The sequence below is a fragment of the Ochrobactrum sp. AP1BH01-1 genome, assembly GCF_018066705.1.
Taxonomy (GTDB): domain Bacteria; phylum Pseudomonadota; class Alphaproteobacteria; order Rhizobiales; family Rhizobiaceae; genus Brucella.
Window position 1 is genome coordinate 699,928 of the sequence record NZ_JAGPOU010000003.1, and the last position, 11,678, is coordinate 711,605.

The window sequence follows — 11,678 nt, forward strand, 5'->3', positions numbered from 1 at the left end:
TGCATGGCGGAAATCCTCTTCTATCATCTGACGGAATCGACACTCGATGAGGCCTTGCCCGGCCTGGTCGAGCGCTCGCTCGGGCGCGGCTGGCGCGTCACGATCCAGACCGTCAGCGAAGAAAGACGCGATGCGCTGGACGGTTTGCTCTGGACTTTCTCCGACACTTCTTTCGTGGCGCACGGAACCGACAAGGAGCCTCATCCCGAACACCAGCCGGTCTTGCTGACCACGAGTGAAGCCAATCCGAATGGAGCGACGGTGCGCTTTCTCGTTGAAGGCGCGGGGCTGGAACAGGCGGACGCCTATGAGCGTCTCGTCGTCATGTTCGACGGACACGATCAGGAGCAGCTCGATATTGCCCGCGGGCAATGGAAAAATTTCAAGGCGGGAAACCACGATTTGACCTACTGGCAGCAGACGCCGGATCGCCGCTGGGAGCGTAAGGCGTGAGGCGGTTGTTTTTCATTGTGATGATCGTCGCGGGTTTTGGCCTTGGTATCGGCTATCCCTGGTATATGCGCCATTTCACCGGAAGCGAGATTGGCCGCTGGACCATGCTGGAAAATCGGCAGAGCGGCTTCAAGATACAGGAAGTCAGATTATCGACGGCTGACGGGCCGGTGCGCGTGTTCATCGATGCGACGCCTTTGCCGGGCTATGTGCCTGCGGAACGACGTTCGGCGGTTACGCTCGCGGTCAGCCGCGACGGTCAGCCGGTTCTCTCCCAGGGACTGGATTTCGCCTCGACCACCGGCTCCATCAATACGGACCGCCCGCAGGACGGCAGCGTTCTGCGCCAGAGCGCGGGTGATATCGATCCGGTTATTCCGGGCTCTTATGCTTTCCGGCTCGTGCAGGGCAATACGGATGGGCTTCAGCTTTCAAAAGCCGATCTCGTCTTGCGGCGCGGAGCGGAAACGCCCGACGAGACCTATATGACCATCGGTCTCGTTCTTGGCGTACTTGGCGTCTATGGCCTGATGCGTACGCGGTTGCGGCGGCAAAGCTGAGGACGCAGGGATGCGGGCTGCGATTCTCGACCGTCTTCTACTGTTACTGCTGTCCGCACTTGCTGCCTTTGTTGCGCTCGTTCCGATGGTGGAACTCGGCTGGCTCGGCTCGTCCTTTGAAGGATCGAGCGGCTATTTGGCCATGTTCATGGCTTTTCCGATCCTGACCGCTATTTTTGCAGTGTTCGCGGTGCAGCTGGCGCCACGCCCGCTGCCGAAAACGTTCCGTATTATTGGCTGGGCAGTACTCGCAATCGTGGTCTTGTTGATGTTTGCCTAAGGCATAATCCGACCGGAGTGAAACCAGGATCGATAAGATTATGCCTCGGATAGAAAGATTTAGAGGGCATTTCCGACAGGAACAGCCCTGCATCACGCCACTTTTGTGGACGGAGCCATCACCATGTCAACGTGGATATTACCATACGGGCAATAGAGTGCGCCGCGCTCGTCTTTTTCTATCAGGCCCAATTCGACCAGAGCCGCCGCGTCCTCGTGGACACGCCTAACATCGCGGCCCAATCGGCGGGCAAGTTCCCGCACACCTACTGTGCCACTTCCCAAAAGCTCATTGAGCAACAGCCAGCGCCGTTCGGTAAGCTGGGAAAAGAAAGCTGCCGGCGTCTCGAAATTGAGCGTTTCGCCCTGATATTCACCAGATGCCAGCCCCGCCTTGGCGCGCTGCCCAGCTGTACGCAATGCTGATTTCCAGTTCGGATTCGTCGTGATCGTTAATGTTCTCATGACCGCCTCCGTTTCTCTACTTCCAATAAAAAATCCTCGATGAGTTGGTCCAGGGTTGTGAACTGATAAGGATATTCTTTGCCGTCCAAATGCATATGGTCGCCCTTTCCACGCTCATTATCGAAGCCGACGACACGTTGTCCGTTTTGGATATAAACCATCCGGTATTTGAACCCATGGGACGCAGGCGGCACCGGCGTCGGAACCTGCCAGATAACGAATTGGATAATACTTCCGTCTGTCTCGACGCTCTTATGCTCGGTGAGCTTTTGCGCTTTCATGTTGTCAAGTATGCCAACATTTTACGGTGTTGTCAAATTCGCCAACAAGCCGGTGGGGTCGTAGGCCTTGTGCGATGGATGTTCGCCACAGCACTCTGGATCGTCATTCCACCATTGCTTCTTCATATTCGGCCGACATTTCCAGCCACTTATCCTCAGCGTCCGCAAGGGCAGAGCGTGCATCGCTCATGTCCTTGTTGATGCGGATCGCCTCTTGAGGCTCCTTCTCATAAAGAGCCGGATCTTCCAGTTGGGACGAGAAGCCTTGAATCTGTTTCTGCAGTTTTTGAATCAAGGCTTCGGTTTCCTTGATCTTTTTCTGCAGTGGCGCCATGGCTTCGCGTTTCTGGGCGGCGAGTTTTCGCTGCTCGGCCTTGTTGACCTTGGCGTTATCGTCGCGGTCGGAAGCCGGTTCTCCCCTGGCATCGGCCAGAACGATCTGACGGTATTCATCGAGATCGCCATCAAACGTCTTCACGCCGCCTTCGCGAACCAGCCACAGCCGTTCCATCGTGGCTTCGATCAAGTGGCGGTCGTGGGCGATAAGGATCACCGCGCCGTTGAAAGCGTTGAGCGCATGCACAAGCTCCTCGCGGCTGTCGATGTCCAGGTGGTTGGTCGGTTCGTCGAGGATCAGCAGGTTCGGGCCGTGAAAGGTCGCAAGGCCCATCAGGAGGCGCGCTTTCTCACCGCCGGAAAGATCCTTGGCAGGCGTCAGCATTTTCTCGGTCGAAAGGCCCATCTGTGCGACACGGGCACGGACTTTTGCTTCAGGCTCTGTCGGCATCAGCTTGCGCACATGCTCGATGGCATTGTCTTCCGGTATGAGGTCATCAAGCTGATGCTGCGCGAAAAAGGCAACCTTCAGATTGGGCGAAATCGTAAGAGTGCCTTTTTCCGGCGTCAGGCGACCGGCAATCAGCTTGGCCAGCGTCGACTTGCCGTTACCGTTCGAGCCCAGAAGCGCAATACGGTCGTCATTGTCGATGCGCAGCGTCACGTTGCGCAGCACCGGCTTGCCCGGCACGTAGCCCACATCCGCATTGTCGAGCGCGATGATCGGTGAGGCGGCCTTCTTTTCCGCGTCCGGAAAGCGGAACGGCTGCACATGGCTTTCGACATAAAGCTCAATCGGCTTCAGCTTTTGCAGCGCCTTCAGGCGAGATTGCGCCTGCCGTGCCTTGGTTGCCTTGGCGCGGAAGCGTTCCACGAAGGATTCCATGTGCTTGCGGTGGGCTTCCTGCTTGGCGTGCGCTTTCTGCTGCAATTCCAGCATTTCGTGGCGCTGGCGCTCGAACTGGTCGTAATTGCCGCGCCAGAAGCTGATCTTCTTTTGGTCGAGATGCATGATCGAGCTGGTCGCGGAGTTCAGGAGATCGCGATCATGGCTGATGATGATGACCGTGTGCGGATAGCGCTTCACATAGTCGACAAGCCACAGAACGCCTTCAAGATCGAGATAGTTGGTCGGTTCGTCCAGGAGCAACAGGTCTGGCGCTGCAAAGAGGACCGCAGCCAGCGCGACGCGCATGCGCCAGCCGCCGGAGAAGGCTGACGCTGGCTGGCGTTGCGCTTCGGCGCTGAAACCGAGGCCGGACAGAATGGCGCCTGCGCGTGCTTCTGCGGAATGGGCGTCGATATCGGCAAGGCGCGTGTGAATTTCGGCGATGCGATGCGGATCGGTCGCTGTGGCCGCTTCTTCCAGAAGCGCTGCGCGTTCCTTGTCCGCCTTCATGACGATTTCGATCAGCGCTTCTTCGGTGCCGGGCGCTTCCTGTGCGACCTGACCGATACGGGTATTCTTCGGAAGCGAGATGCTGCCGGTTTCCGGCGCGAGATCGCCCGTAATCACGCGGAAAAGCGTGGATTTTCCGGTGCCGTTGCGGCCGACAAAGCCCGTCTTCGATCCCGCTGGCAGCGTCACGCTGGCGTGGTCGATCAGGAGGCGTCCGGCAATTCGTACGGAGATATCGTCAAGGATAAGCATGATGAAAGCGCTTTTGCACGGCTTGAAGCGTTTCCGCAAGTATCAACAACAGTCAGGCGAAGCGACGTCCGCCTTCCGCTCGCAGGAAATGCATGAGATCGAGCGACGGCGCTTCCGTCCCCAGCCGGGTGAACGCGGTATGGATTTGTCCGCGATGATGCGTCTGGTGGTTGAACATATGCGCAAGCGACGGCGCGAGCCTCTGGCTTATCGTGCGCATTTCATTGAGCGCGGTGTAGCTGTAGCGGCCACCAAGTTTCTGGCTGTCGAGCCCGTCCGCGAAGCGGCATATGCGCGCGTCTTCCGCCTGCCGCAGATCGCGCAGCATGATGAAATTGTCGGAAATGATCGCATCGAGCGTTTTCGGGTGGTCGCCTTCCGTGGTGAAGCGCTTCATCCAGATGCGGTCGGCGACCAGTATGTGATTGAGCGTGCGGTGGATGGAACCGAAGAACAGGCCGAGGTCGAGCCTGTATTCCTCGTCGCTCAGTTCCGCTGCGGCAGCATAGACAAGTTCATTTGCCCATCGGTTGTAATAGGCGAACATTTGAAAATGCTGTTCCACGAGACCCCCTGACCGTCCGTCCGCACCGCTTCCGCGGGCTGAATCGGCGCGGCATCATCTATGCAATCAATTTTCTGTCGTCTCAAGGTGCTAATCGGTTCGCCTCTTGGCAATCGGGCCTATCGACGGTATAGAGCCTCACTTTTCTGAAAATTCCAGCACAAGGTGTCATAATGGCAATCGAACGTACCTTCTCCATGATCAAGCCCGATGCGACCCGCCGCAACCTGACCGGCGCAATCACCGCCAAGCTCGAAGCAGCTGGCCTGCGCGTCGTCGCTTCGAAGCGCGTCTGGATGAGCCTGCGTGAAGCTGAAGGCTTCTATGCTGTTCACAAGGATCGCCCTTTCTTCGGCGAACTGACGGAATTCATGTCTTCCGGCCCGACGGTCGTTCAGGTTCTGGAAGGTGAAAACGCTATCGCCAAGAACCGCGAAATCATGGGCGCAACCAACCCGGCAAACGCTGATGAAGGCACCATCCGCAAGGAATTCGCCCTGTCGATCGGCGAAAACTCCGTCCACGGTTCGGATGCTCCGGAAACCGCTGCCGAAGAAATCGCATACTGGTTCTCGGGCACCGAAATCGTCGGCTGATCCCAATGAGAATATAAAGAAAAAGCCCGGTCTGACCGGGCTTTTTTGTTGGTTGGGCGGAAACAAGTTTCAAAGGCTCTGCGCGAGCCTCGCCATTTCCTTCCCTTCGTCGTCGAAGAGAACGAGCTTGCCCATATCGATCTTGTATGACTTGGTTTTGCCGAGCACGTCGAGGAACTTGCGTTCCTGGTTCATGAGGGCAGGCGGGCACTGGACATAGGTCGATCCGATCTCGGCAAAGGCAATATTCTCTCCAGTGACGGTCGCCTTGCTGAAATAGCGGTTGCAGCCGCCCGAGCCGCTGACGGCGCCATCGGTCGAAACCGTCAGGGTCGTCTGTGCGTTGTCGATCACGCCGCCGCCCTGAATGTCTTCCGCCAGCCAGTCCTTGCCTTCTATGCCGGTGGCCGCACCCTCGTCACCGCTCTTGCGAACCATCACGACCTTGATTTCCGCCGGTTCGCCGGGGTTCTCCGGATCGATGGCGTAGCGTTCGTCATTGACGAACCACAGCGTATCGCCTGCCGAAATACGCGCCTGCAGGGCATAGCTGTGGCCGGGCTGGATCTGGTCCGTATCGAAATTGATGGCAAACGGGATCGGCGAGCCCTGAACGGATTCGATCCGTGCTTCGCCAATGACCTTGGACGGGGCGTCGGCCAGCGAGACGTCGGAAAGCTGAACCGTCAGGCTTGCTTCCGGCGGCAGCGCGATCCGCTCGCGGTAGACGACCTTGCCGTTGACGGTTTTCTCCGCCGCCAGGCTGCTTGTCGGCATCGAGGTGGTCAGGAACAGGGCAGCGCCGCCGAGCGCGCCAATGCCGGCCACAAGTGCTGCAGCAATTGAAAGGGTTTTCGCCAATCCATTTCGCATCGTTAAAGCCCGAAACTTCCGTTCCCGCATGCGTTGTTTGTTGCAAGACAGATGGCGCTGATGCGGTTTCCGGTCTGTCTGTTACCATCGCCTGTCGGCATCTGATTCATGAGGCCGACAATAACGAAATCTTCGTGTGAAAATTGTGGCGGCGCAAGAACGCGCCAGCTAAATTACCCACTATTCTAGGGGGTTAAATAGTTAATTCGCAATTAAGATGAAAAATTGAGATCAATAGTAAAATCTGCAATCGGAAGATCAGGACTGTTTCCAGCGTTCGCGAATCTTCTCATCCTCCTCTTTGGACGACACCCAGCCGCCGACCGAGCCGTCCGCGAGATGCTCCCTTTTCCAGAACGGAGCGTCGGTTTTCATGTAGTCCATCAGGAAGGAGGCGGCCTCGAAAGCCGCATGGCGATGCGATGACGCCGCAGCCACCAGAACGATGTTTTCGCCCGGCTTGATAAGTCCGTAACGGTGAATGATCGTAAGCGCGGTTATCGGCCAGCGCGCGATGGCCTGCCGGGCGATGCGGGTGATTTCCGCTTCGGCCATGCCCGGATAATGTTCCAGTTCCAGGGCGGAAAGCGTGCCGCTTTCATCGCGGCAAAGCCCGGTAAAGGTGACGATGGCGCCGATATCCGTTCGGCTCTGTCCAAGCCTGCGCAGTTCCGCCGCCGTGTCGAAATCTTCGCTTCTTATGCCGACGAACAGTGGGCACTCGGTCTGCCCGCTCATTTCACCCTCCCGTCATGGGCGGAAAGAGCGCAACTTCGTCGCCGTCATTCACGAGTTCGCCATGCTCGGCATGTTCCTGATTGATCGCGGCGCGAATGACATGCTCGTGCTCGAAAGCGGCTTCATATTCCGGCCCAAGCGATTTCAGATGGCTGATCAGATCGCCGACAGTTGTTTGAGGCGAGGGGAGTTCGATGATCTCCTCACCCTTGCCGATTTTCTCGCGCACCCATGCAAAATAGACGAGTTTTACCGCCACTGGATCAATCCATTACGTGTTTCAGGCCCGCCTTGAAATAATCCCAGCCCGTGTAAAGCGTCAGAAGAGCCGATACCCAAAGCAGGACAATGCCTGTTTCCGTTACATAGGGCATGATTTTGTCACCGGCAGGGCCTGCCAGCAGGAATGCCAGCGCGATCATCTGTGCGGTTGTCTTCCACTTGGCGAGGCGCGAAACGGGAACGCTGACCTTCAGCTCGGCAAGATATTCGCGCAGGCCCGAAACCAGAATTTCGCGGCAAAGGATGATGATGGCGGCCCATAGCGTCCAGCCCGCAATCGTACCGTCAGCGGCAAGCAGCAGCAGGATGGCGGATACGAGAAGCTTGTCGGCAATCGGGTCGAGCATGCGGCCGATGGTCGACGTCTGTTTCCAGATACGGGCAAGATAGCCGTCGAAAAAGTCGGTGATGCTGGCGATGGCAAACAGTGCAAGAGCCGTCCAGCGGGCGAAATCGCTCGATTCCAGCCGTCCCTCGACAAAGAAACACAACACCACAAGAGGCACGGCGATGATCCGGCCATAAGTGAGGATATTGGGTAGGGAGAGGGTATGATTCTTCTGCATCGTTCCGCCGCATGTTTGTCAGCCGCACATCAACAGGGATGGGACATAAAATCAACTCCCGCAAACGTGTTCGGCCGGGACCTAATGCCGCTTGTGGACGAAACCCGGACAAGTTTGTGTCATCGATCCCGGAAATGGTCGTGGATCGTCCGCGCCATGGCTTCCGAAATGCCGTCGATCTGCATGAGATCCTCGACCGCGGCGCGTGAAACAGCCTTTGCCGTCCCGAAATGATGCAGGAGCGCACGCTTGCGCGACGGGCCGATTCCCGCGATTTCATCGAGCGGGTTCTTGACCATTTCCTTCTTGCGCCGGGCGCGGTGCGTGCCGATGGCGAAGCGGTGCGCTTCATCGCGCAGGCGCTGGATGAAATAGAGCACGGGATCGCGCGGCGGCAGCGTGAAGGGCTGCTTGCCTTCCACGAAGAAGCGCTCGCGTCCCGCTTCACGGTCGACGCCCTTCGCAATGCCGATGGCATTGACAAGATGGCTGATGCCAAGCTCGCCGAGAATTTGCCTTACGGCACCCACCTGACCTTGCCCGCCGTCGATCAAGATGACATCGGGCCAGGCGGGGAACGTATCCGTTACCTCGGCGTCGGCAGGTGCTTCCGGCGTGCCATGTTCCTTGACCAGCCGCGAGAAACGCCGTTCGATGACCTCGCGCATCATGCCGAAATCGTCGCCCGGCGTAATGTCGGTCGAGCGGATGTTGAACTTGCGGTACTGGTTTTTGACGAAGCCTTCCGGCCCGGCGACGATCATGCCGCCGACAGCGTTCGTGCCCATGATGTGGGAGTTATCATACACCTCGATCCGGCGCGGCGGCTGCGACAGGCCGAAGGTTTCGGCCATGCCTTGCAAAAGGCGTGCCTGCGACGATGTTTCGGCAAGCCGCCGCCCAAGCGCCTCGCGCGCATTGGTGAGCGCGTGATCGACAAGGTCCTTCTTCTCGCCGCGCTGCGGAACGTTGACCTGCACCTTATGCCCCGCGCGCGTCGAAAGCGCTTCGGCGATCAGCGATTGTTCTTCCACCGTCTCGGACAACAGAACGAGACGCGGGCATGGCTTGTCGTCATAGAATTGCGACAGGAAGGCTTCGAGAACTTCCGCAGGCCCAAGCGAACTGTCGGCTTTCGGGAAATAGGCGCGGTTGCCCCAGTTCTGGCCGGTGCGGAAGAAGAAGACCTGAATGCAGGTCATGCCGCCTTCCTGATGGATGGCGAAAACGTCTGCTTCTTCAACCGTTTGCGGATTGATGCCCTGATGCGACTGGACGTGTGAAAGCGCTGCCAGACGGTCGCGGTAGACCGCTGCATGTTCAAAGTCGAGATCGGCGGATGCGGCCTGCATCGCGGCTGCCAGATGATCCTTTACCGATTGGCTTTTGCCCGAAAGGAAGGCTTTTGCCTCCCTGACCAGTTCTGCATAGTCCTCATCACTGATTTCATGCGTGCAGGGGCCGGAACAGCGCTTGATCTGATAGAGAAGGCATGGGCGGGTTCGTGTTTCAAAAACCGAATCCGTGCAGGTTCGCAGCAGGAAGGCGCGCTGGAGCGCATTGATCGTGCGACCGACTGCGCCAGCGGAAGCAAATGGGCCGAAATAATCGCCCTTGCGGGATCGCGCGCCGCGATGCTTGAAGATGCCGGGCGCCCGATGGTCGCCGGTCAAAAGAATATAGGGAAACGACTTGTCGTCGCGCATCAGCACGTTGAAGCGCGGGCGCAATCTCTTGATGAGATTGGCTTCCAGCAACAGGGCTTCGGTTTCCGTGCGGGTGACGACGAATTCCATCGTCACCGTCTCGCGGATCATTCGCGTTATGCGATTCGAATGGCCAATCCCGCGCGCATAGTTGGACACGCGCTTCTTGAGATTGCGCGCCTTGCCGACATAGAGCACGTCGCCATCGGCGTTGAACATGCGATAGACGCCCGGATTGTTGGGCAGGCGCTTCACGAAAGCATTGATGATATCCTGACCGCTCAGGCCTTCTATATCCGGCAGGCCGTCGGAGGAATCCCACTGGATGGAATCGGCAGCAGACGGGGAGGCGGGAGCTTCAACCATATCGTCGCTCTCGTCGTCCTCTTCGGTTTCCGCGTCGCCAATGATGATACCGGCCACATCCTGCTCGTCGTCGGGCGGCAGGTTGGCGACAGTATCCTCATTGTTCTTGCGATTTCCGGTCATTCGGTGATTCCTGCAATATCCGGGGTCTCCCATGCCAGATGCTGTCCGCCGTCAAGGGCGATCATCTGGCCGGTCACGGAGCGGCTTTCCCAGAAATAACGAACAGTATGCCCAAATTCCGACAATTCCGGAGCGCGCTGCAAAAGAAGTTTCTCGACCTGTTGCTCGAAATCGCCCGGCTTCTGCCGCTCGCTCGGCAATGTGGGGCCGGGGGCAATTGCGTTGACCCGGATTCGCGGCGCGAGCGCCTGCGCCATGGTTCGGGTGGCATTCCAAAGCGCCGTCTTCGAGAGCGTATAGGAAAAGAAGTTCGGATTGAGCTTCCAAACACGCTGGTCGATCACGTTCACGACGAGCCCGTCTTCGCCGTCTGGAAGGGCATTCGCCATTTCCTCGGCCAGCAGGACAGGCGCCTTGAGGTGGATGGCAAAGTGCTTGTCCCACAGCGCCATGTCCAGTTGCCCGATGCGGTCATCTTCAAAAAGCGACGCATTGTTGACCAGAAGCCGGACAGGCCCGATCTGGCTCGACGCATCCTTCACAAGATTGCGAACATCGGCTTCGGACGAAAGGTCCGCGCGCACGACACAGGCTTTCCCGCCCTGTTCGTTTATGGCCGTTGCGAGGGCCGCGCCTTCATCGACGGAGTGATTGCAGTGTATGGCGACCGGGAAGCCATGGGCGGCAAGGTCTTCGACGATTGCCTTTCCAATGCGCCGTGCGCCGCCGGTTACCAGAACCGGACATTTGGCAAGCAGGCTGGGCTCGTGATCATTCAACACGGTAAACACTTTCTTATCGAGATTCTTCAATCGATTTCATGCCACTTCGGTCGGAAAATTGCAGCTAAAAACAGCGCCCGCAACATTCATAGCTGACAAATTTGTAGGGATTTCAGCGACTTCGTTTCATCTGGCCGACCGACAGGCAGCACCCCGGTCGCTCCCCACCCACTATATAGGTGCCTGTTGCCGGCGTTGCGATAATGCAACATCGCAATTTTGCCATGTTCTGGTCAGGTTCTCTCCACAGAAGCGGGCATTTCGTGCCGCAATTACCGCCGATATGTCGGTCCTGTCAGCGCGGCATGGACGATTACTCCCTATGTCGCCCGCCCGATAAGGGACCGCGCTAAAGGTAATTTGTGTAAGGAGAATGCTATGCGCACTCTTAAGTCTCTCGTAATCGCCTCGGCTGCGCTGCTGCCGTTCTCTGCGACTGCTTTCGCTGCTGACGCCATCCAGGAACAGCCTCCTGTTCCGGCTCCGGTCGAAATGGCTCCCCAGAACACCTGGGCTGGCGGCTACACCGGTCTGTATCTCGGCTACGGCTGGAACAAGGCCAAGACCGACGCCGTTGGCACCATCAAGCCGGACGACATGAAGGCTGGCGCTTACGCTGGCTGGAACTTCCAGCAGGATCAGTTCGTATACGGTGTTGAAGGTGACGCCGGCTACTCCTGGGCCAAGAAGTCCAAGGACGGTCTGGAAGTCAAGCAGGGCTTCGAAGGCTCGCTGCGTGCACGTCTCGGCTACGACCTGAACCCGGTCATGCCATACATCACCGCCGGTGTTGCCGGTTCGCAGGTCAAGCTCGACAACGGCTTTGACGACGAAAGCAAGTTCCGCGTTGGTTGGACTGCCGGTGCAGGTCTGGAAGCCAAGCTCACGGACAACATCCTGGGCCGCGTCGAATACCGTTACACCCAGTTCGGCAACAAGACCTATGATCTTGGCACCGAAACGGTCCGTAACAAGCTCGACACCCACGACATCCGCGTCGGCGTTGGCTACAAGTTCTAATTATCTGATAATTGAACACGGAAAACCGGGCAGGCA

General features: G+C 58.0%; 15 protein-coding genes. 5 read left to right on the plus strand and 10 right to left on the minus strand.

Annotated elements, in window-relative coordinates; all coding sequences use genetic code 11:
• Positions 1–3: 3 nt before the first annotated feature.
• From J9800_RS13990 to J9800_RS14000, 3 genes are read left to right on the plus strand one after another with little or no spacing between them, the layout of a single operon-like run.
• Positions 4–453, plus strand: a complete 450-nt coding sequence (locus J9800_RS13990) for a DNA polymerase III subunit chi (protein ID WP_112592084.1) — start codon at positions 4–6, stop codon at positions 451–453.
• Positions 450–1,013: a type IV secretion system effector BspB gene (bspB, locus tag J9800_RS13995; protein ID WP_114215751.1), complete on the plus strand. Its 564-nt coding sequence runs from the start codon at positions 450–452 to the stop codon at positions 1,011–1,013. The genes J9800_RS13990 and bspB overlap by 4 nt, the downstream gene beginning before the upstream one ends.
• Before the next feature lie 10 nt (positions 1,014–1,023).
• A complete protein-coding gene (locus tag J9800_RS14000; RefSeq protein ID WP_114215750.1) occupies positions 1,024–1,293 on the plus strand; it encodes a hypothetical protein in 270 nt (89 codons plus the stop codon).
• A gap of 92 nt (positions 1,294–1,385) precedes the next feature.
• Here the strand turns inward: J9800_RS14000 and J9800_RS14005 are convergent, their stop codons facing one another.
• From J9800_RS14005 to J9800_RS14020, 4 genes are all read right to left on the minus strand, one after another.
• Entirely contained in the window at positions 1,386–1,757 is a 372-nt protein-coding gene (locus J9800_RS14005) for an HVO_A0114 family putative DNA-binding protein (RefSeq protein ID WP_114215749.1), read from the minus strand.
• Positions 1,754–2,038 carry a toxin-antitoxin system TumE family protein gene (locus tag J9800_RS14010; RefSeq protein WP_114215748.1) on the minus strand — a complete coding sequence of 95 codons (285 nt, stop codon included), beginning with the start codon at positions 2,036–2,038 and terminating at the stop codon, positions 1,754–1,756. Before J9800_RS14010 ends, J9800_RS14005 begins: the two co-directional genes overlap by 4 nt.
• Positions 2,039–2,141: 103 nt before the next feature.
• On the minus strand, positions 2,142–4,025 hold the full coding sequence (locus J9800_RS14015; protein WP_114215782.1) for an ATP-binding cassette domain-containing protein: 1,884 nt from the start codon (positions 4,023–4,025) through the stop codon (positions 2,142–2,144).
• A gap of 52 nt (positions 4,026–4,077) precedes the next feature.
• Complete coding sequence (locus tag J9800_RS14020; protein ID WP_114215747.1) at positions 4,078–4,590, minus strand: DinB family protein; 513 nt, start codon at positions 4,588–4,590, stop codon at positions 4,078–4,080.
• 173 nt (positions 4,591–4,763) lie between these two features.
• Between J9800_RS14020 and ndk the strand changes: the two genes are divergently transcribed.
• Complete coding sequence (ndk, locus tag J9800_RS14025; RefSeq protein WP_112592078.1) at positions 4,764–5,186, plus strand: nucleoside-diphosphate kinase; 423 nt, start codon at positions 4,764–4,766, stop codon at positions 5,184–5,186.
• Positions 5,187–5,255: 69 nt separating this feature from the next.
• Here ndk and J9800_RS14030 read toward each other — a convergent pair whose 3' ends face one another.
• The 6 genes from J9800_RS14030 to J9800_RS14055 all read right to left on the minus strand — a co-directional run bounded on the left by J9800_RS14030 (position 5,256) and on the right by J9800_RS14055 (position 10,652).
• Complete coding sequence (locus J9800_RS14030; protein WP_112592077.1) at positions 5,256–6,059, minus strand: YbaY family lipoprotein; 804 nt, start codon at positions 6,057–6,059, stop codon at positions 5,256–5,258.
• A 258-nt stretch (positions 6,060–6,317) separates the two neighbouring features.
• Positions 6,318–6,797, minus strand: a complete 480-nt coding sequence (locus J9800_RS14035) for a molybdenum cofactor biosynthesis protein MoaE (RefSeq protein WP_114215746.1) — start codon at positions 6,795–6,797, stop codon at positions 6,318–6,320.
• Between the two features lies 1 nt (position 6,798).
• The gene (moaD, locus tag J9800_RS14040; RefSeq protein WP_112592074.1) at positions 6,799–7,056 is read right to left on the minus strand and encodes a molybdopterin converting factor subunit 1; all 258 of its coding nucleotides are present in this window, start codon (positions 7,054–7,056) and stop codon (positions 6,799–6,801) included.
• Positions 7,057–7,060: 4 nt separating this feature from the next.
• Positions 7,061–7,645 carry a CDP-diacylglycerol--glycerol-3-phosphate 3-phosphatidyltransferase gene (gene pgsA, locus J9800_RS14045; RefSeq protein WP_112592072.1) on the minus strand — a complete coding sequence of 195 codons (585 nt, stop codon included), beginning with the start codon at positions 7,643–7,645 and terminating at the stop codon, positions 7,061–7,063.
• Between the two features lie 119 nt (positions 7,646–7,764).
• On the minus strand, positions 7,765–9,840 hold the full coding sequence (gene uvrC, locus J9800_RS14050) for an excinuclease ABC subunit UvrC (protein WP_114215745.1): 2,076 nt from the start codon (positions 9,838–9,840) through the stop codon (positions 7,765–7,767).
• The gene (locus tag J9800_RS14055; protein ID WP_114215744.1) at positions 9,837–10,652 is read right to left on the minus strand and encodes an SDR family oxidoreductase; all 816 of its coding nucleotides are present in this window, start codon (positions 10,650–10,652) and stop codon (positions 9,837–9,839) included. Before J9800_RS14055 ends, uvrC begins: the two co-directional genes overlap by 4 nt.
• Positions 10,653–11,000: 348 nt before the next feature.
• Here J9800_RS14055 and omp25 point away from each other — a divergent pair, with 348 nt between their 5' ends.
• Positions 11,001–11,642 carry an outer membrane protein Omp25 gene (omp25, locus tag J9800_RS14060; protein ID WP_112592067.1) on the plus strand — a complete coding sequence of 214 codons (642 nt, stop codon included), beginning with the start codon at positions 11,001–11,003 and terminating at the stop codon, positions 11,640–11,642.
• Positions 11,643–11,678: the final 36 nt, after the last annotated feature.

What these genes read in the sequence shown, in the direction of transcription:
- J9800_RS14015 (WP_114215782.1), bottom strand. Translation starts at nt 4,025, where the DNA reads ATGCTTATCCTTGACGATATCTCCGTACGAATTGCCGGACGCCTCCTG.
- J9800_RS14035 (WP_114215746.1), bottom strand. Translation starts at nt 6,797, where the DNA reads ATGAGCGGGCAGACCGAGTGCCCACTGTTCGTCGGCATAAGAAGCGAA.
- J9800_RS14030 (WP_112592077.1), bottom strand. Translation starts at nt 6,059, where the DNA reads ATGCGAAATGGATTGGCGAAAACCCTTTCAATTGCTGCAGCACTTGTG.
- J9800_RS13990 (WP_112592084.1), top strand. Translation starts at nt 4, where the DNA reads ATGGCGGAAATCCTCTTCTATCATCTGACGGAATCGACACTCGATGAG.
- pgsA (WP_112592072.1), bottom strand. Translation starts at nt 7,645, where the DNA reads ATGCAGAAGAATCATACCCTCTCCCTACCCAATATCCTCACTTATGGC.
- ndk (WP_112592078.1), top strand. Translation starts at nt 4,764, where the DNA reads ATGGCAATCGAACGTACCTTCTCCATGATCAAGCCCGATGCGACCCGC.
- J9800_RS14000 (WP_114215750.1), top strand. Translation starts at nt 1,024, where the DNA reads ATGCGGGCTGCGATTCTCGACCGTCTTCTACTGTTACTGCTGTCCGCA.
- J9800_RS14005 (WP_114215749.1), bottom strand. Translation starts at nt 1,757, where the DNA reads ATGAGAACATTAACGATCACGACGAATCCGAACTGGAAATCAGCATTG.
- uvrC (WP_114215745.1), bottom strand. Translation starts at nt 9,840, where the DNA reads ATGACCGGAAATCGCAAGAACAATGAGGATACTGTCGCCAACCTGCCG.
- omp25 (WP_112592067.1), top strand. Translation starts at nt 11,001, where the DNA reads ATGCGCACTCTTAAGTCTCTCGTAATCGCCTCGGCTGCGCTGCTGCCG.
- J9800_RS14010 (WP_114215748.1), bottom strand. Translation starts at nt 2,038, where the DNA reads ATGAAAGCGCAAAAGCTCACCGAGCATAAGAGCGTCGAGACAGACGGA.